This is a genomic window from Bacteriovorax sp. As-1, assembly GCF_058446905.1.
Window position 1 is genome coordinate 546,669 of sequence record NZ_CP184341.1, and the last position, 17,683, is coordinate 564,351.

Sequence of the window (17,683 nt, forward strand, 5' to 3'; positions counted from 1 at the left end):
GAAACAATCAATGAAATTAACTATCCAAACACCTATCGCCAAAAACTATAAATCCGTCTTTGCACGCTTTGACCTGGAGCTATTTAAAAAGCTCAAACCACCGGCCGTAAGCCTGGAAGTTGAACGATTTGATGGCTGCAAAAAAGGCGATCAAGTTCACCTCATAGTCTCTGGAAAGAAATGGGTCAGTCACATCACTGATTTTTACCAGGATGATAGTGAAATTTATTTCATCGACCGCGGCGTCGTCACACCAGCTCCCATAAAAAGCTGGACTCATATTCATAAAATTAAAAAGACTGGGGAAAATGAATGCGTCATCATCGACGATATCGATTTCTCTACCGGAAATGTCCTGATGGATAAACTACTCTACCCTGCGCTTCTGGCGATGTTTTCCCTTAGGCGTCCTATCTACAAGCGAGAATTGTCATGAAAAAAAAGCACGTATATGAATCACTCCCTCTGGATCATGAAGGACGTGCCCATTACTCGCAAACCGAAAACGACACATGGAATTTTTTATTAAACAGGCAAAAAGAGCTGGTTAAAACCCGCGCTTCAAAAGAGTTTTTAAAAGGTGTTGATCATCTTAAATTTGGCGATCATATTCCTCAGCATTTTGAAATTACCGACATCCTCTCCCAGCATACCGGCTGGGGAGTAGAGCCTGTTCCAGCGCTCATTCAACCGGAACAATTTTTCACTCTGCTTTCTAAAAAAAGATTTCCGGCAGCAAACTTTATCCGCACTCCAGAAGATATCGACTACATCCAAGAGCCGGATGTTTTTCACGAGCTCTTCGGACACTGCCCTCTTCTGACCAACGCTCCTTACGCTGAATTCATGCATCAATATGGGAAGCTCGCTTTAAAAGCAGACCGAAAGACCCAGATGCGTATGTTTCGCCTCTTCTGGTTTACTATTGAATTTGGTTTGATTAAAGAAGACGGACAAATGAAAGCTTACGGCGGAGGAATCCTCTCGTCGAAATCAGAAGTCATCTACTCAGTGGAAAGTGACATTGCTGAAAGACATCCTTTGGACCCAATGGATGCGCTGAGGACACCGTTTCGTATCGATATCCTTCAGCCCATTTATTATGTGATTAATAGTTTTGAGGACCTCTTCAAGTTGATCTCACTCGATCCGCTCAAGATGGCCCAAGAGTCTTTTTTACTTCCCGACTTTCCACCGAAATTCGAGAAGAAAAAGAAAGAGTAAAAGATTATTTTCCGTTTCTAAAAGAGTAAATATAATCTTTGATCGTCGGGAAAAGAACCATACACACCAGGTACATTGCGACTTGTCCCATGATGGAAATCCATCCTACCCCTTGAAGCATTTTGGCTTCAGCGGTTAGAAGCGCCCCGAACCCACAGATCGATGTCAACATCCCCATGTGCACCGGACCTGAAATTCTCTTGGCCGCAGAAAGTGCCTCTCCGCGCTTTTTCCCCCAGCGAAGTGGTTGCCCCTGATGTTCGATCTCATCGTGAATCTGGTGAACCCCCATATCGATTCCTGCCGCGAGCACCGCCGGAATAATCGCCACGTTTAGAATCGTAAACGGCTCGTCCACTAATCCCATTAAGGCAATCAGGAAAAGACATCCAATGACCAGCTGCCCTTCCAGAATCATGGCATAACGAATGCTTTTAAAATCCGGCCAGAACACAAAAAAAGCTCCGACTAAGAAAAGCACTAAAACGATTTTTCCGTCTTCGATAATGTGATTTAAGATGGCCGAGAAGACCAATGTATCAGAGCCAACTTCCATTCCCGGAAAAAGTTTTTTTGCTTTTAACAGAACTTCAGCATAACGATTGATATTGTCATAAGTCCCTTGTCTTTCTTTAGGGAAAACCAGGAGAATGTTTTTATCCGGGCCGAAGTTGTCTCCCAATGATTTAGGAACAAGTTCGTCTCCATAAGGTTTTGTCGTCAGCCATTTTTGAACCTGGTTGTATTTCATTCCAGATTTTTCTTCCAGCTCTTCCGGTGAAATCTTGTCGACTTCTGCTTTAATTTTCTGAATGCGCTTATATCTACTCTGCATATCATCAGGCACCAGAGTGTTATAAGAAATAACCTGATGAACGACGTGGGAGTTTTCGTCGTTGTTTAACCATGACTCCAGAGATTTTACTTGCTCCATATCGCGAGTCAGAATGGCCGAAGGTGTGATGGCCCTTCCGTAAAGATCGTCAGTGAGTTTATTGATCTCCTGAGTTTTTTTTGAGAAATTATGTAGCCTTTCAAAATCAAATTCAAAGTAAGCGTTATAAATTCCGTATCCCATGATAGGAATCAGCAGAGCATACCAATAAATGTACTTCGTCTTAAACGGAAAAGCGTAGAAGAAGCGCGAGAATTTCTCTTGAATATGCCCTTCCGTCTTATGCGGTAGAAGGCGTGCCCCGAGTGGAAAAATACACATGAAAGTAAAATAAATACAAACCACCCCAAGTCCGGCAATCATCCCTAACTCAGAAAAACCGCGGAAGTCTGAAATCGAAAGAATGAAAAAGGCACAGGCCGAAGTGATGGCCGCAGAAAAAAGCGAGCGCCCCATGACCAGGTATGTTTCTTCAATCGCCGAGTCGCGGTCTTTGCCATGCTGTCTTTCTTTGAAATACCGGCGCACGAAGTGAATCCCGTACTCAGACCCAAGACCTGAAAGAATCGCCAGCAAGAACCCGGTAAGAATATTGATTCGCCCAACAATGAGATAAGCTAACCCCACTGTTTGTCCCATGGCCATGAAGACTCCGGCCAGAGTAAACCATCCAGCTCTCATCGAGCCCAAACCAAAGAAAAGAACAATAATCAAAAGCACAGTCGAAATAATCGACGTTTTGGCAATATCGCGGTCAAATTGCTCTTTATCCTGGATCTTTTCAACATAACGCCCACTCAAGTGATAAGGGATTTTTGGGCCGCTCAATTTGTTGATGGCCTCTTCCACTTTTTTCACCAGTGCTTCACTCGACTCCAAATCCGTTGAACCAAAGTCAGGCTTAATTAACAGCATGGCGTAGAGTTTATCTTGCGATAAAAAATAGCGATCCTGGGGCACAGTCTTTCTTAAGGTTTCAAAAAACTTTTTTGCTTCGGCCACATCTTCTGAATTGTCTCCTTCATCAAAAAGGTCCAATCCCGTTGTGTCGACTTTTTTATCAGAAAAAAGGACCAGGGCGTGTTCGTTGAGTTTTTTGAATTCTTTTTTACTGATCAGGTAAAGCGCTTTGTCTTTAAGTGCGTATGTTTCGCGCTCGTAGTAAGAGTATTTGATATGTGGGATGTCTTTAATGGCCTCAGTGATTTGTGGAAGTTTCTTTTCCGGCGAGGCCATCGGCCCCACTAGAGCAATCAGGTAACCCCCACCCCCAACGATCTCTGAAACGTGGTTCATCTCTACAACGGCCGGGTTGGTGTCTGAGAGAAGCCCTGAAAGGTCCATGTTTACTTTCAATTTAGGGGCCTGTAAGGCTCCCCAAATGCTTAAAATCAAAGCAATAATGGGCAGGATATAAATATTCTTTAAATTCCATTTTAGGATAGACATTAGCACCCTTTTGTTTCTATATTGACCCCATAAAAATTATAATTTTATGAAGGCAAAATCTATGAAGATTATTTTCACCTTTTTACTTTTAGTTCCCCTATTCGTCAAAGCCCAAACAGAGGCAGCACCGGAAGTTTTAATCCAAAATATTTTCTCTCTCGCTCAAAAAGAAAACCCACTTAACAACCCAAAAACAAAAAGCGAACTGGACTCTCATTTCGACTTTAAACAAATGTCGATGAACATCCTAGGAAGTGAAGCCAACAAAAGATCGGCCGCCGATTTGAAGTGGTTTGAAGACAGCATTAAAGAAATCATTACCAAGACAGTTTACCCTAAAGCTCCAGAGTTTCTTCAAGGTGTAAAAATCACTTATAAGTCGACTTTAGTTGATGGCAATAAAGCAACAGTTCCTTCAACAGTTGCTAAAAAAGGTGAAAAAACAGACGTTAGTTACCAGTTGGTAAAAAGCGGTAACGACTGGAAAGTGATCGACGTTTCAATCGACGATGAATCGTGGGTAAAAACGATCAATGACAAAATGACAAAAACTCTTAAAGAAAAAGGATGGGCAGGCGTTAAAGATATGATCAATAAACGCGTAAAGGCCCTTAACGAAAAGAAGAAATCATAACGATGTTAAAAACTCTTTTTTTCTTCACATCGCTTTTCACTCTTACAGCTGCTGAGGCCAAGCCTTATCAGTTGAAAGAGCTTATTGAAAAAGCAAAAGTTCACCCAGAAGTAAAAATTGAGCAATTTGAAGTCGACAAGGCCAATGTACTTTTTGATCGCATCGATGGTGAATTCCGCCCAAAGCTTTCGTTAGTCAGCGGCATCGGTCCTAACAAATCAGTGACTGGAACCCCACTTTCTTCACAACAATCTAGCCGCATTGATACTTATACATACATGGCGGAAATCCAACTTAAGATTCCTATTTATGCTTTCAATCGCGAAAAAGACATACATGAAGCCGCTCAAGGCAACCTGAAAGTTAAAGAACTTGAAGTGCAAAAAAAGCAGGCAACGCTGATAAAAAAAGTAAAAGAGTATTTCTACGGATACCAATATGCAGCCAGCCTCAATGATTTTGCCGGTTCAACACTTAAGGACCTGGATGAAGTCATCGCCGATATGAAAGACAATAAAAAAGCGAAAAACGAAGACCTGACCAAGCTGATTCTTTTCCGTTCTCTTGCTCAGGTAAAAAAATATGAAATTGAGAAAGCTTTGGCCCAGGCCCTGCTTGGTTTAAAATTCATTTCTCAAGACGACAATCCGACTGTTGAACAAGACTGGATTGAATTCAATCAAAGAGAAGTCCCGACTCTTGAATCAATCAATAAAAACCTGGGCAACACCAACATCGATTTACAAAGAGCAAATCTTGGCGTCGAGGCTAAAACAAAATTCTTAACAGGTGAGAAAAAATCTCAACTCCCGGTGATTGGACTTTTTTCATCTTTTGACTGGAAGAATACTCCGCATTCGACAGAACAGACCTCTAAGTTCGCTTACGACCCATATAATAAATCGGATTTTTCTATCGGCATTGGCCTTATCTGGGATATTGATTTTGGTATAAAGTCGAGCAACATTAGCAATGCACGCATTGAACTTGAAACAGTTAAGGCGCAACAAAACTTCGCCATTAAAAATCTTCCCATTCAAATGGAAAAAATCTACTTAGACCTAGTGGAAGCGCAAAAGAAGGCCAGCGAATTGGAGCTGTCTTATAAGACATCTAAAAAACTTTTAAACAACATCGCTTCAGGCGTTGCTCTTGGGATCACTCCTGCAAAAGACATCATTGAGTCTTACACTCTCAAGGCACAGGTTTATCAACAGTTCGTTGAAGCTGTTTATAACTACGAGCTAAAACTGGCCGAGCTCTCTTACGAGGCCGGTGCAGAGTTCGATCCTGCCCTCAAATAATTATTTTTTCTGAATTTCCGGTTGAATGTGAATCCCGTGGAGAATATCCAACTCTGGAACGTAGGCCGATGACCTCACTTCCATCATTCCTAAAATAGTATGGAAGATATTATCGTGTGAGTATGGCTCATTTGTTAAGCGACGAAGCCCCACATAATTTGTTTCGCGTGCCATGTGGCCTCCAAACCACATAATCATTGGCACTTCAATCTGCGCCTTAGGAGCGATCATATAAGGCATACTATGAAGGTACACTCCATTTTCACCTAACGACTCTCCATGGTCACTTATATAGAGCATTCCAGTATTGAAGTTGTGACTGTTTGCTTTTAATAACTCGATAACCTTCGAAAGGAAAAAATCAGTATAAAGAATAGCATTGTCATATGCATTGCTGATTTCTTCGTTCGTGCATTTTGAAAGTTCATTTGTTTTACAGACAGGTGTAAAAACTTCAAATTCCTTTGGGTAACGTTTGTAATAGGCCGGGCCGTGATTTCCCATCTGGTGAAGAATAATCAACACGTCCTGTTCTTTAACTTTATCAATATACTCTTGAAGTCCCACCAACATACCCACATCGCGGCACTCTGGATCACAAATGGTATTAGTCGATGATGATTTGTAGTCTTCGTACTTAATTCTCTTAGCGACTCCTTTTGAGTCAGAGTTATTATCTCTCCAGAGAATATTCACAGCTTTTGTATGAGACAATACATCTAAAAGATTCTCTGTCCCAATTCCTTTATCAACACTAAAGTCTCTGCGTCCAAAATGAGAAAACATACAAGGGACTGACACCGCGGTTGAAGTTCCACATGAAGTCACGTTCGTAAAACTCACTACGTTTTCTTTTTTAAGAAGCGGGTTTGTTTCTTTTTCATACCCATTAAGTGAAAAATGATCTCTTCTGGCCGTCTCACCCACAACTAAAATAATAAGCTCTCTGTCTGGATCACCTTCTGGAATAATGGAATCCCTTCCTAGAGCTTCCAATTCCTTTTGAGGATTTTTTACGAAACTGGTGCTAAATTTTCCCATCGAGTATAGGTAATAAGTCGGATTGGTGTAATAGCGGATGGGTTTTTGCGTTCTAAAAAATGAAGCATAAAATTTTCCCATCGGGGCGACAACCAAGATAATCGCCAGCAACGACAAGGCCACGCCTTTAAAACGGGACCACAATTGAGTCTTTGTATCTTTATATTCTATCTGAGTGAAAAAAACGACGAGTGAAGGAAGTACAAAGAGCAACAAAAGATAGATCCCAAGTCTCCAGGTCATAAGATCTAAAGATTCTTTGGCATCAGTTTTAACGACATTCAAAAGCATCACATCATCAATAGCGATACCAAAGCTGTCCATCATATAAGCCGCCATAGTGCTTAAGAAAAAAAGCACTATCAAAAATGGCTTCTCATAGAATTTTGCCCGTAAGAGTGTGAGGAATAAGTGAATAGCGGCCCATAAAAAAATAAACACAGAGGCCACGAAGACGATGTTCATGCCGCTAAAAGAATACACAGCGAGAACTTTCTTAAAGAAAGTGAAATTGTAAAAGAGTGTAAAAAAAAGCGAAACAATTAGTAGAAGTTTCGTTGTCGTTGTTTTAAGTTTCATTTTTATCACTATAGGAATAATAGCCCCAAATTGTAAACCATGAAACAAAAATGCAGACGATAATCGTCGCCAGGTCATGGGATAGAAAGTGAGCACCGCGAAGTTGTTGGGTTATTCCAAAAACAAGCCCGAGAAAAACTCCCGGAATTAAAGTGCGAAAATTTCTTTTGCCGTAAATGAATGTGTAAGCGAAATAAAGAGATAAAAAAGCATATCCTCCCGAAGAGTGGCCGGCAGGAAAGCAGTGTCCTTTAGGGTAATCAGTGGCAAAAAGCATCTTATAAGGAAGCAGAGGTTGGCCACCTAAAAAAGGCTGTGAACTCCATGGACATGGAAAGGTTGTCACTCTCTTTAGTAAAAAAACACTCACAATAGAAAGAATCGTAGAGATCAGCACGACGTTAAGATAATGTTTCTTGAACAAATCTTGCCTGTCTCTCACTCTTAAAATTATTAAGGTTAATAAGCAAAGCTGACTAAAAATCACTCCACCTTTATGAAGAATTTTTTCCAGAAAAAAATTATCTCGGAAGATCCACTTGCCGCCTGAGAAGAAATGCCCGGCCAACCAGAAGTCAGTGCCTGTATTGTGAATAAGAACCATGGCCAGAGTTAATCCAGCGATGAGGAAAAGTGGTTCCTTGTTTTGAGGCCTGTGAAATGTCATGCCTCAATCATAGAAGTCTCTTATTCCTTTGTTAAGCTAAATTCCACGAAAGGTGTTCCTGGTTGAAAAGGAATTGAAATTTTCCCCTGCTCTATCAGCATCGGTTATTCGTAAGTCTGGCCGGCAATATCCAAAGGAAAAAAATAATTGAAAGTGTCGTCCACCTTTTCTTTGATTTCCCAAACATTCTTTTGAAAACGACTTTAAAACACCATATCCTGGATTTTCAAATAGTGTCACCTCATCCATGACCTTTTCACTTTTTGTGGTCAAAGGTAAAGATGCAAGATTAATTTGATCCAGCTTCGGAAATAAGAAGCGCTTTTTAATTGAGTTAAAATCTTTGCCTACTGGTTTGCAGGCTAATTCATAACGAAGTAAATTGGTCACCAAAAGGTCATTTAAATCAGAAGCGTTGTCATTAACCAGGACGACGATTCCCACATTGAGTTCGTACGAAAAAAGAACCATGGCCGAGAAACCATCAATGTTTCCACCGTGAAAAAACCATGAGGCCTGTGGGTTCATTGTATTGGTCATCCACCCTAGAGCATAACCGTAGCCATTTTGCATGATGATTTCATTGACAGTGAAAACTGAAACGGCCACACCTGTATTTGCTCTCTTTTCATTTTTCTCAATGGTCTTGATAAACAACTCATTGAGTGCGCCGATATCCTCTTTCGAGATGGCCCAAGCATTCAGTGACAAAAGAGAAAGTGCTAATGCAACAGCCTTCATAAATCTACCATAAACAATGGTGAAGACTTATCACTCTCCCAATAAAATTAATAGATTTTTGGTGTTTTTCACAGAGAATCGATGCATTTTGCCAGGGCGAAATCCTTCTCAGAGACTCCTCCCGCATCGTGAGTTGTGAGTTTTACCAGGCAGCGACCAAAACTCACTTCCAGGTCAGGGTGATGGTTGTCGCGGTTAGCGAACCAAGCGATGGTGTTAACGAATGAAATGGTTTTTAAATAACTCTTAAAAGTGAACTCTTTTTGAATCGACTTTGAAGCCTCGTCATACATCCAGCCATTAAGTGCTTTTAAATTTTCTGTGACTTGTGATTTTTCCATTTCTTCACCCAAAAAAAAAAGGCCGGTCCGAACTCTTGAAGCTAAAAAATAAAAAGCTCCCATTCGGGAGCTTTTTTGGCCCGGTTCGGAGCCTTTTGATTTTGTACAATTTTTTAGAATTTGTCTAAGAAACGACGACTAGTATTTAGATACTCTCGTTGATTTCATAGCAGTTTTCTTTCTTCTCTTGTCTGCAGCTTCGGTTTTTTCCTTGTGCTTAACAGAAGGTTTTTTGTACTCTTGGCGTTTTCTGTACTCACGTACAACACCAAATGATTCACACATTCTTTTGAATTTCTTCAGAGAACGCTCTACACCAGATCTTTCGTCGATCATAACTGTAATTGCTGATTGTGGATCTTGAGCCATTTTAAGTCACCTCCTCTTTCTTGGCATTAGGACTACAAAAGTTGTAGATAAAAAAGTTCCATCACTGTAAGATAACGCCGATTTAGAGTCAATGACTTTTAGGCGTACCGTGGTAAAAAAGCAAACTTCACTATTTGACACAGAACTCACAGAGGACGAAGAAACAACTTCCTCGGGCAAATCCACGTCTAAAGCGTACGAACCAGACTATAATGATGGGGAAAATGCTCCCCTGGCCCACCGTATCCGCCCAGAGGAATTCTCTGAGTTTATCGGACATTCGGAAATTTTTCAAAAGTACCCCTACTTGAGGCAAAAAAATTTCCCCAGCCTGATCCTCTTTGGGCCATCAGGAACAGGGAAAACCACCCTGGCCCGTCTCTTGGCAAAGCTTTCCGGAAAGGAATTTTACACATTTAACGCCGTTTTAGGTGGAGTTGCCGATCTCAAGAAGATTATTGCGGAAACTCAGAAGATCAAAGAAAGCACAGGACGCTATTCGATTATCTTTATTGATGAGATCCACCGTTTTAATAAGGCCCAACAAGACGCCCTTCTTCCTTATATTGAAGTCGGCTCTTTTACTCTTATTGGAGCGACGACTGAAAACCCTCGCGTCTCAGTGAATAAAGCGCTTCTTTCTCGCATGCACATTATTGAATTAAAAATTCTAAGTGCTGAAGCGATTGAAACGATTCTGTCGAATGCACTTAAAAAAAGTGGACTCACTCTTTCAGAAGAACTGGTAAAAGTTCTTGCCAGCTATGCTGGAGGAGACGCGCGTGTTGCCCTTAACTCACTTGAGGCGACACTCGAATTAGAAAACCCAACGAAAGAAACTGTTAAGCAACTCATCATCGACAATGCCCGCGCTTTTGATAAAGGTGGCAACCGCCACTACGATGTGATTTCTGCTTTCATTAAAAGTATGCGCGGAAGTGACCCACAAGCGGCCATTCTTTGGTTAGCAGTCATGATTGATGGTGGAGAAGATCCAGTTTTTATCGCTCGCCGTTTAGTTATTTTTGCCAGTGAAGATGTGGGCAATGCTGACCCAACTGCTTTAACCCTCGCAACCAATGCCCTTCATGCTGTCTCCCAAATCGGGATGCCGGAAGCGAGAATTATTTTGGCGCACGCGACAACTTACCTAGCTTCAACATTTAAAAGTAATGCTGCCTATCTTGCGATAGATCAAGCGCTTGAGTATGTCAGATCGCAGGGAACAATTGAGGTTCCAAATCATTTGAAAAACTCCCCACCTCCTAATACAAAACCTTATCTCTATCCTCATTCTTATCCTGGTCATTGGGTAAAACAGGACTATTCTCCAATGGGAACTCCTAAGTTTTACGAACCAACGACAGAAGGCCGCGAAGACGGGATCAAAAAGAGACTGGATTCTCTGAATTAATTTCATTTCAAAAAAAATTCTTACATTCGTAATTTTTAACTAAATCCTAATAAAAAATATTAGTCATTCTAATATTGTTCTCTTAGACTTTTCGTGTGCCTCAACACAATCAAAGGAATGACGAATGAAGAAAAATTTTAAAATGATTTTCTTGCTGGCGAGCTTTATTTCATTTAACGCTTTCGCTTTTGCACCAAACCCGAAAGATGACTCCCTTAAGCTAGACCTTTTTAAAATTGCGATGAAAAACCACAAGGCCCTTGGTTATAATCCAGCGAAAAAAGCCTTATTCGGCCAACTTCACCTTGAGAAAGGACCTGAAGGATATTTCGTAAAAGACCTATACTGTGAAATCAATTATACAAAAGGTGTTGGTCCAGGAAACATGCCAGACCAAAACCAACTTAACTGTGAGCACACTTGGCCACAATCTAAATTCACAAAAGCATTTCCTAACGAACTTCAAAAATCAGACCTTCACCACCTTTACCCAACTGACTCAAAAGCTAACTCTACAAGAGGAAACTTCGAATTCGCTGACGTAGTGAAAAACGAAAATCTTTCTAACTGTAATGCTAGCCGCTCTGGAGCCTCTGTAACTTCTGGTGGGCACACTTACTTCGAACCGCCAACGTCTCATAAAGGAAACGTGGCCCGCGCTATCTTCTACTTCTCTATCCGCTACAAAATGCCAATTGGAGACGCTCAAGAAGAGTTCCTAAGAAGATGGAACCAACTAGACCCAGTTGATGATGCTGAAATGGCACGTAACAACGCAATCGAAAAACTTCAAGGGAACCGTAACCCATTTATCGATCACCCAGAACTAATCGACCAAATTTCAGACTTTTAATCTGCTAAGTCCTCAATAAAACTTGCCTATGATGTCTTTATGACTCCCATAGGCAAGTAAGAATCTCAAGAAATCTGTAAGTTTTTTATTAGTCCAAACTAATACTTTCTATTGGCCAAGTCTAATGGCTTCTATTAAATTCCACCTGCTCTTAACTTTTCAACAAAGGGATTTATTTTGAAGACAACGATTGGCTTACTTCTCCTTGCTCTTTTATCGGTAGCATCTGCTGCTGAATCAACTTACTACCCAGAAGCTTTCATGCAAGTGATTGCTAAAGGACAAGTAAAAGACGAGGCTCTTAAAACTGAAATCTACAATGTATTAGCTTCTAACCACCAAAGAGATTCTAAAGGTGGAAGAGACACTCTTGGTTGCGACCAAGAAGGTGTAGCGAACTGCTACGGACACAGAGTTCTAGGATACGATGGAGCGAGAAAAGTTCTTTTCGGAAAACTTCACCTTGAAGAAAGCAACGGTAAAACATTCATTAAGGATGTTTACTGTCACAAAACTTTCTCTTCTGGAGCAGGCGTAAAACCAGGTGCTATTCCAAACAGCAACCAAATCAACTGCGAACACACTTGGCCACAATCAAAATTCACAGGGTCATTCCCAAAAGATATGCAGAAATCAGACCTGCACCACCTTTTCCCAACAGACTCAAGAGCAAACTCAGTTAGAGGAAACTACGACTTCGCTGACATCTCTCACGACAACGGCGCTCTTGCTGGTTATTGTGAAGCTTCAAAATCAGGTTCATCTAACGATGGCGGAAGCGATGATCTTTTCGAACCACCAACAGAACACAAAGGAAACGTTGCTCGCGCTATCTTCTACTTCTCAGTTAGATACAAAATCAAAGTTCCAGCTGCTGAAGAAAGAGTTCTAAGAAAGTGGAACGAAATCGATCCAGTTGATGACGCAGAAATGGAAAGAAACAACCAAATCCACTATGCTCAAGGTAACAGAAACCCATTCATCGATTTCCCGAACCTAGCTAACTACATTAACAAATTCTAAAAAAATCTAAAAGGCACTGCGAAAGCGGTGCCTTTTTGTTTTTGGGGCAGTACACTTTCATTACCTCGCATCTTAAAAGGAGTTAATGATGAAAAAAATGATTCTTGCCCTATCAATCTTATCTTCATTCTCAGTTTTTGCTTATACGCCGGATTTCAGCGTTTCTCGTGACAATAACAACACTGTGACGTTAACGATTACAAATAAGAGTGAAGAGACTCAGGTCTGCTCATACACTCTTTCATGGCTTGAAAACGTCCTGACCTACAAAAAACATTATGGAAGGGTTGTCCTGGTTTCAAATGAATCAGGCTCTGTAAGTGTAGACAATGATCCGTACGCAAAACTTAAGAAGATCACAGCTCACGTTAAGTGCGAATAATTTAGGTTGTAATTAATTTGACCCATTCAGCATAGGTCGCATCGCTTGAGAATTCGCGTTCGACCTTTGCTCTTCCCGCTTGGCCCATTTCCAGGACTTTCTTTTTATCGGCGATCATAAGCGCTGCTTTTTTAGCGAGGTCATCTACGCTGAAGGCTTCGGCAAAATAACCATCAACTCCATCGTTTACCATTTCGGCCATACTGCTGGCCTTAAAAGCAATGACAGGTCTGGCACAAGCGTACGACTCGAGAATCGTTCTTGCTGTCCCTTCAAAGTAAGAAGTAAAAAGTAAGGCATCGATCTGTGGGTAAAACTCCGCTGTTTTCTCGATATGTCCGGTGAATTCAACAATTGAATCCAATCCCAGTTCACCTCTTTCCTTAAGTAGCTTTTCTTTGTCTTCACCGTCTCCAGCGATTATCGCCTTCACCTTGTGACCTTGATCCACTAGGATTTTCATGGCCTGTAAAAAGAGTGAAAGACCTTTTTGATCAGTCAGGCGGCAGCAGTTTCCAAAGATAAAGGTCTCACCGATTTCTTTTTTAACGGGCACAAACTCATCGAGTTTGATTCCATTAGTGATCTTAGCGATAGTTTTTCCTTCAAGAAATTCAGGAACTGTTTTTCTGAATGCTTCAATACAGTCTTCAGAAATCCCAACGAAAATATTGATGCCATTTTTAAAAGTCAGGCGGTAGCTCCACTTATTTTTTGGAGCATGTGGTGTCCCAACTCGCAGGATGCGCTTTTTAATATGCGAGCGCCCTACGGCCCATCCGAGAGCTCTTACGTCGCGGTAAGAGTTAAAGACGAAGGCATCGGCATTAATTTGGTTTAAAAGCTGCCAGAAGACCATTTGCTTAACTAAGTTGAGGTAGGTCTTATCAGTGATTGGAAACTCAAGAGTATCGAGATTAGGGTGAGTCGTTTTAAGTTTATCAAAACGCTTAAAAAGTTCTCCATTCGCTGGCCCAATAAAAACCACTTCATGCCCAGCGGATAAAATTTTCTGAGCGACTTCGAAGTTCCACTTCTCACCACCACCCCAAACATCGTATCCGTTAAAGAGAATAATTTTCATTTAAATCAGCTTGTAGTTTTTGTACTCACCGATTCGGTAACCGGTAGCACTTTCAATTAAATCACTCACGATGACATCTAGGATACGCGATGAAAATTGAAATGGAAGTTTATCAAAATCCAACTCATTGCGGTTGGCATCTAACCATGGTTTGGCCACCTTTGGGTGAGTACCTTTAAATTTCTTTAAACCCCACACACGCGTGTAGGCGAACTGTTTTTGATTATCTTTAGCATTACCGTGGTAAAGGCGGTCGAAGGCCACCACTTTTTTGGCCATGACTTTTTCTGGTCTTGCCCAACCGTAGTGGAAAATTCTCGCCTTAATCAAGCGCGCTTTAAGTTTTGTATCATCGGCCTTTCTAAAGCCTTGGGCATCTAACCACGACTTGATTCCTTTGTGATTTCTCACCAGGCGGACCTCTCTTCTGTACATCGTTCTCGTGTACTTATAGATGTCCACATTTCCGTAAAAGTGCATGTAGTTAAAAACCAGACCATCGATCTGGTCATTTTTTTCCATCTCTTCTACTCCAGCTAAAATCGCCGGCAGATCGTCTTCGTGGATACATTCATCACCCTGGATGTACTGACAGTATTTCCCAGTACACTGCTCTAGAGCAATATTAGTTTGCTGAGAAAGAATCAACCCACTTTTTTGGATAGCAGGGTCCCACCAGCTTTTAATGAATTTGTATTTCTCACCTTTAAGGTTTGACGTTAAATAAGCATATGTCCCGTCGTCTTTTGTGCATTCCTGGTCATCAAAACCTACATTGATGACAACTTCATCACAGATAGGCTCAATAGAAAGCACACTCTCCAGGATTGGATATCCTAGGGTCAGACCATTTTTAATAAATGTAAAACCAGAAATTTTTTTCAATGTTATCCTACGTACTTTTTATCCGCTTCACTTTGTTTGATATTGCGGAAATTTTGAAGATCATAAATATAAAGTTTTGCCAGAGAGTCGCTGTACGCTTTCATAAACGCTAGGACAATTCCTCTCTTCCCCATCTTTCTCGAACGCCAGCTCATGCGAATGGCCGTCCAGACAAAGGAGAAGATAACTTCTGGGGCCGAAACGCGTCTGCCCTTATTAAACTTTTCAGAACCAATCAGCATTGAAAAGCGAGGCATCTTGATGATCATGGCATCCAGGTCATAATCCGGATCGTGAAGCACTCTTACGTGGCGAGGAAAATCGGCCATCAAGTGAGGCTGCTTTCCTAAATCAATTCCATCAATAAGGTGCAAGTGGTGGTTTCCACCAGTGTATCTTGTCCTGTCCCTTAAAAAGAGTCTTTCCTGATAGTCGCTTCTGCCATGTCCGTATTCAATGGCCGCGCCTTCAAAGTACTCTGTTCTCACCACTCGCCACATGGCAATCTTGCGGTCATTTTTCTCCACAACTTTTCTGATTTCTTCTACCAGCTCAGGAGTGGCGGCTTCATCAGAGTCGATCATAAAACACCACTCGTAAGAAGCGTTATCAATTGAAACGTTTCTTTGCGGAATAAATCCGGGCCATGGGTTTTTAACGAATTTTACATTGGGATAAGTTTTAGCGATCTCTTCCGTTTTATCCTTACTTCCACCATCAATGATCACTACTTCTTTAAAAGCTTTGAGTGAATCAAGGCAGCGTCTCAGGTGTTTTTCGGCGTTTTGGGCGATGATTAAGACAGAGGCGGGAATAGATAAATCGTTAGTCATTAAATAGTCCCACCCTCTTTAATTAATTACATTTGAATTTAATATCTGTTGCGACAGTATTCTCTTCTTTAAGAAGAGCTTTATCAACGACTACCTCATTAGGAGTAGCCTTTATTGTATCGTCACTAAGATATTCAATTTTTTTATTTTGTTTCTCACAATAAGCACGGGCCTGCTTGTGAGCGGCTCCTTCCGTGTCTTTTACATCTTCCCCAAGAAGACTAATTGAATGAATACCATCGGCCCCCGGACGCACGTCCGGAGTCGATGAACAAGACACAGCTAAAAGTAATAAAGCTAAAGCTGATAAGTTTTTCATTAGAATAATCCCGCAGGGTCCATAGTTTGAAGTGTGTTGATTACATGGCGAAGGAATTTCGATCCTACTTCACCATCAATAACTCTATGGTCGTATGTGTGAGTTGCGTACATCATCTGACGGATAGCGATTGCATCGTCTTTAGTTACCACTGGACGTTTTGCAATTGTACCAACACAGAAGATCCCCACTTGCGGCTGAAGGATAACTGGAGTCGCTGCTAAAATTCCGAATGATCCGTTGTTTGTGAAAGTATAAGTTCCACCTGACATATCATCCATAGTTAATTTTTTAGCTTTAGCTTTGTTTACTAAAACATCAAGAGCACGTGCGATTCCGCGGATGTTTAAGTTGTCTGCACCTTTGATAACCGGAACAACAAGACCGTTACCTGGAACAGCTACCGCACATCCAAGGTTGATATCTTTTTTGTAAACGATGTTATCACCGTCAATTGATGAGTTTACGATCGGGAACTCTTTAAGAGCTTGAACGATAGCGTATAGGATGAAGTGAGTGTAAGTCAGAGAGAAGCCTTCTTCTTTTTCGAATTGCTTCTTGAATGATTCTCTAAACTTCACAAGGTTTGTCATATCGACTTCGTCGATTGAGTTAACGTGTGGAGAAGTAAGCTTAGAAGCTTGCATGTTGCGAGCGATAGCTTTTCTCATGTTGTCCATAGGAACGATTTCAACTCTCTCGCCTGGTCTGAAAACAGGGCCTGCTGGAGCTGGTGCTGTAGGAGCTTTTGATGCCACAGGAGCTGAAGTTGCTGCTTTTGGAGCTGCGCCTGCAGATTTTCTTCCGCCTGCTACGTAAGCTTCGAAGTCTGCTTTAGAAACTCTTCCTGCTGCTCCTGTTCCTTTAAGGTTCGCTAGCTCAGAAAGAGGAATTCCTGCTTCTTTTGCCATTGCTTTAACAAGTGGAGTGTAGAATCTTCCGTCTGCAGAGTGAGCTTCTTGTGCTTGAGCTTGAGCTGGTGCTGCAGCTTTTGGAGCTGGCGCACTCACTGAAGCTTGAGTTGCTGCTACTGGTGCCGCTGTAGCTGGAGCTGCTGCTCCTGCTTCACCAACAACCGCGATTAGTTTTTGAACGTCAACCGTATCACCTTCTTTGTAAAGAAGCTCAAGAATAGTACCTTCGTATGGAGAAGGGATTTCTGATTCAACTTTATCTGTAGAGATTTCAAGAAGAGTTTCATCAACTGCAATCTTATCCCCTACTTTTTTGTGCCACTTAGTGATTGTACCTGTTGTAATTGACTCTCCCATTTGAGGCATTACAATTTCGTATCTCGCGCCACCAGTTGTTGCTGGTGCGGCAGCTTTCGCCGCCGGCGCAGAAGCTGGAGCCGCTGCAGGTGCAGGAGCTGCTGCCGCTTTCGGAGCTGAAGCTGTTGCGCCTGGAGCATCATCGACAACTGCGATTAGCTTTTGAACGTCAACTGTGTCGCCTTCTTTATAAAGAAGTTCAACAATGACTCCTTCGTATGGAGAAGGAATTTCTGACTCTACTTTATCCGTAGAGATTTCAAGTAGTGTTTCGTCTACAGCGATTTTATCGCCGACATTTTTGTGCCACTTAGTGATGGTACCAGTAGTGATTGACTCTCCCATTTGCGGCATTACGATTTCGTGTCTCATATA

At 41.6% G+C, this 17,683-nt stretch carries 19 protein-coding genes; 8 read left to right on the forward strand and 11 right to left on the reverse strand.

Annotated features, from left to right (window positions below):
* Positions 1-10 precede the first annotated feature (10 nt).
* Positions 11-436 (forward strand): hypothetical protein, encoded by a 426-nt coding sequence (locus tag ACN20O_RS02805; RefSeq protein ID WP_491637011.1) that lies wholly within the window; start codon positions 11-13, stop codon positions 434-436.
* A complete protein-coding gene (gene phhA, locus ACN20O_RS02810) occupies positions 433-1,224 on the forward strand; it encodes a phenylalanine 4-monooxygenase (RefSeq protein ID WP_491637013.1) in 792 nt (263 codons plus the stop codon). The genes ACN20O_RS02805 and phhA overlap by 4 nt, the downstream gene beginning before the upstream one ends.
* A gap of 4 nt (positions 1,225-1,228) precedes the next feature.
* Here phhA and ACN20O_RS02815 read toward each other — a convergent pair whose 3' ends face one another.
* Positions 1,229-3,568 carry an efflux RND transporter permease subunit gene (locus tag ACN20O_RS02815; RefSeq protein ID WP_491637015.1) on the reverse strand — a complete coding sequence of 780 codons (2,340 nt, stop codon included), beginning with the start codon at positions 3,566-3,568 and terminating at the stop codon, positions 1,229-1,231.
* A gap of 46 nt (positions 3,569-3,614) precedes the next feature.
* Here ACN20O_RS02815 and ACN20O_RS02820 point away from each other — a divergent pair, with 46 nt between their 5' ends.
* Both ACN20O_RS02820 and ACN20O_RS02825 read left to right on the forward strand, forming a co-directional pair.
* Positions 3,615-4,202, forward strand: coding sequence for an ABC transporter substrate-binding protein (locus ACN20O_RS02820; RefSeq protein WP_491637017.1), 588 nt, complete (start codon positions 3,615-3,617; stop codon positions 4,200-4,202).
* A gap of 2 nt (positions 4,203-4,204) precedes the next feature.
* Positions 4,205-5,506: a TolC family protein gene (locus tag ACN20O_RS02825; RefSeq protein WP_491637019.1), complete on the forward strand. Its 1,302-nt coding sequence runs from the start codon at positions 4,205-4,207 to the stop codon at positions 5,504-5,506.
* Here the strand turns inward: ACN20O_RS02825 and ACN20O_RS02830 are convergent, their stop codons facing one another.
* The 5 genes from ACN20O_RS02830 to rpsU all read right to left on the reverse strand — a co-directional run bounded on the left by ACN20O_RS02830 (position 5,507) and on the right by rpsU (position 9,244).
* A complete protein-coding gene (locus tag ACN20O_RS02830; protein WP_491637021.1) occupies positions 5,507-7,126 on the reverse strand; it encodes a phosphoethanolamine transferase in 1,620 nt (539 codons plus the stop codon).
* Complete coding sequence (locus ACN20O_RS02835) at positions 7,116-7,793, reverse strand: phosphatase PAP2 family protein (RefSeq protein WP_491637023.1); 678 nt, start codon at positions 7,791-7,793, stop codon at positions 7,116-7,118. The genes ACN20O_RS02830 and ACN20O_RS02835 overlap by 11 nt, the downstream gene beginning before the upstream one ends.
* 36 nt (positions 7,794-7,829) lie before the next feature.
* A complete protein-coding gene (locus ACN20O_RS02840) occupies positions 7,830-8,534 on the reverse strand; it encodes a serine hydrolase (RefSeq protein ID WP_491637024.1) in 705 nt (234 codons plus the stop codon).
* Between the two features lie 68 nt (positions 8,535-8,602).
* The gene (locus ACN20O_RS02845) at positions 8,603-8,875 is read right to left on the reverse strand and encodes a 4a-hydroxytetrahydrobiopterin dehydratase (protein WP_102244361.1); all 273 of its coding nucleotides are present in this window, start codon (positions 8,873-8,875) and stop codon (positions 8,603-8,605) included.
* 138 nt (positions 8,876-9,013) lie between these two features.
* The gene (gene rpsU, locus ACN20O_RS02850) at positions 9,014-9,244 is read right to left on the reverse strand and encodes a 30S ribosomal protein S21 (protein WP_407079773.1); all 231 of its coding nucleotides are present in this window, start codon (positions 9,242-9,244) and stop codon (positions 9,014-9,016) included.
* 109 nt (positions 9,245-9,353) lie between these two features.
* Here rpsU and ACN20O_RS02855 point away from each other — a divergent pair, with 109 nt between their 5' ends.
* From ACN20O_RS02855 to ACN20O_RS02870, 4 genes are all read left to right on the forward strand, one after another.
* Complete coding sequence (locus ACN20O_RS02855) at positions 9,354-10,658, forward strand: replication-associated recombination protein A (RefSeq protein ID WP_491637028.1); 1,305 nt, start codon at positions 9,354-9,356, stop codon at positions 10,656-10,658.
* 124 nt (positions 10,659-10,782) lie between these two features.
* Positions 10,783-11,511 carry an endonuclease I family protein gene (locus ACN20O_RS02860; protein ID WP_491637030.1) on the forward strand — a complete coding sequence of 243 codons (729 nt, stop codon included), beginning with the start codon at positions 10,783-10,785 and terminating at the stop codon, positions 11,509-11,511.
* Positions 11,512-11,688: 177 nt separating this feature from the next.
* The gene (locus ACN20O_RS02865; protein WP_491637032.1) at positions 11,689-12,534 is read left to right on the forward strand and encodes an endonuclease I family protein; all 846 of its coding nucleotides are present in this window, start codon (positions 11,689-11,691) and stop codon (positions 12,532-12,534) included.
* An 88-nt stretch (positions 12,535-12,622) separates the two neighbouring features.
* Positions 12,623-12,916, forward strand: coding sequence for a hypothetical protein (locus ACN20O_RS02870; RefSeq protein ID WP_491637034.1), 294 nt, complete (start codon positions 12,623-12,625; stop codon positions 12,914-12,916).
* 1 nt (position 12,917) lies between these two features.
* Here the strand turns inward: ACN20O_RS02870 and ACN20O_RS02875 are convergent, their stop codons facing one another.
* Genes ACN20O_RS02875 through sucB form a run of 5 tightly spaced genes read right to left on the reverse strand, consistent with a single transcriptional unit; the run spans position 12,918 to position 17,680 of the window.
* Entirely contained in the window at positions 12,918-14,000 is a 1,083-nt protein-coding gene (locus ACN20O_RS02875) for a glycosyltransferase family 4 protein (protein WP_491637036.1), read from the reverse strand.
* A complete protein-coding gene (locus tag ACN20O_RS02880; protein ID WP_491637038.1) occupies positions 14,001-14,885 on the reverse strand; it encodes a glycosyltransferase family protein in 885 nt (294 codons plus the stop codon). It lies immediately after the preceding gene.
* A 2-nt stretch (positions 14,886-14,887) separates the two neighbouring features.
* Positions 14,888-15,718: a glycosyltransferase family 2 protein gene (locus ACN20O_RS02885; RefSeq protein ID WP_491637040.1), complete on the reverse strand. Its 831-nt coding sequence runs from the start codon at positions 15,716-15,718 to the stop codon at positions 14,888-14,890.
* Between the two features lie 22 nt (positions 15,719-15,740).
* Positions 15,741-16,037, reverse strand: coding sequence for a hypothetical protein (locus ACN20O_RS02890; RefSeq protein ID WP_491637042.1), 297 nt, complete (start codon positions 16,035-16,037; stop codon positions 15,741-15,743).
* The gene (gene sucB, locus ACN20O_RS02895; RefSeq protein WP_491637044.1) at positions 16,037-17,680 is read right to left on the reverse strand and encodes a 2-oxoglutarate dehydrogenase, E2 component, dihydrolipoamide succinyltransferase; all 1,644 of its coding nucleotides are present in this window, start codon (positions 17,678-17,680) and stop codon (positions 16,037-16,039) included. Before sucB ends, ACN20O_RS02890 begins: the two co-directional genes overlap by 1 nt.
* Between the last annotated feature and the right edge of the window lie 3 nt (positions 17,681-17,683).

Coding starts and splice junctions, on each gene's coding strand:
- ACN20O_RS02805 (WP_491637011.1), top strand. CDS start 11: ATGAAATTAACTATCCAAACACCTATCGCCAAAAACTATAAATCCGTC.
- phhA (WP_491637013.1), top strand. CDS start 433: ATGAAAAAAAAGCACGTATATGAATCACTCCCTCTGGATCATGAAGGA.
- ACN20O_RS02815 (WP_491637015.1), bottom strand. CDS start 3,568: ATGTCTATCCTAAAATGGAATTTAAAGAATATTTATATCCTGCCCATT.
- ACN20O_RS02820 (WP_491637017.1), top strand. CDS start 3,615: ATGAAGGCAAAATCTATGAAGATTATTTTCACCTTTTTACTTTTAGTT.
- ACN20O_RS02825 (WP_491637019.1), top strand. CDS start 4,205: ATGTTAAAAACTCTTTTTTTCTTCACATCGCTTTTCACTCTTACAGCT.
- ACN20O_RS02830 (WP_491637021.1), bottom strand. CDS start 7,126: ATGAAACTTAAAACAACGACAACGAAACTTCTACTAATTGTTTCGCTT.
- ACN20O_RS02835 (WP_491637023.1), bottom strand. CDS start 7,793: ATGACATTTCACAGGCCTCAAAACAAGGAACCACTTTTCCTCATCGCT.
- ACN20O_RS02840 (WP_491637024.1), bottom strand. CDS start 8,534: ATGAAGGCTGTTGCATTAGCACTTTCTCTTTTGTCACTGAATGCTTGG.
- ACN20O_RS02845 (WP_102244361.1), bottom strand. CDS start 8,875: ATGGAAAAATCACAAGTCACAGAAAATTTAAAAGCACTTAATGGCTGG.
- rpsU (WP_407079773.1), bottom strand. CDS start 9,244: ATGGCTCAAGATCCACAATCAGCAATTACAGTTATGATCGACGAAAGA.
- ACN20O_RS02860 (WP_491637030.1), top strand. CDS start 10,783: ATGAAGAAAAATTTTAAAATGATTTTCTTGCTGGCGAGCTTTATTTCA.
- ACN20O_RS02870 (WP_491637034.1), top strand. CDS start 12,623: ATGAAAAAAATGATTCTTGCCCTATCAATCTTATCTTCATTCTCAGTT.
- ACN20O_RS02875 (WP_491637036.1), bottom strand. CDS start 14,000: ATGAAAATTATTCTCTTTAACGGATACGATGTTTGGGGTGGTGGTGAG.
- ACN20O_RS02885 (WP_491637040.1), bottom strand. CDS start 15,718: ATGACTAACGATTTATCTATTCCCGCCTCTGTCTTAATCATCGCCCAA.
- ACN20O_RS02890 (WP_491637042.1), bottom strand. CDS start 16,037: ATGAAAAACTTATCAGCTTTAGCTTTATTACTTTTAGCTGTGTCTTGT.
- sucB (WP_491637044.1), bottom strand. CDS start 17,680: ATGAGACACGAAATCGTAATGCCGCAAATGGGAGAGTCAATCACTACT.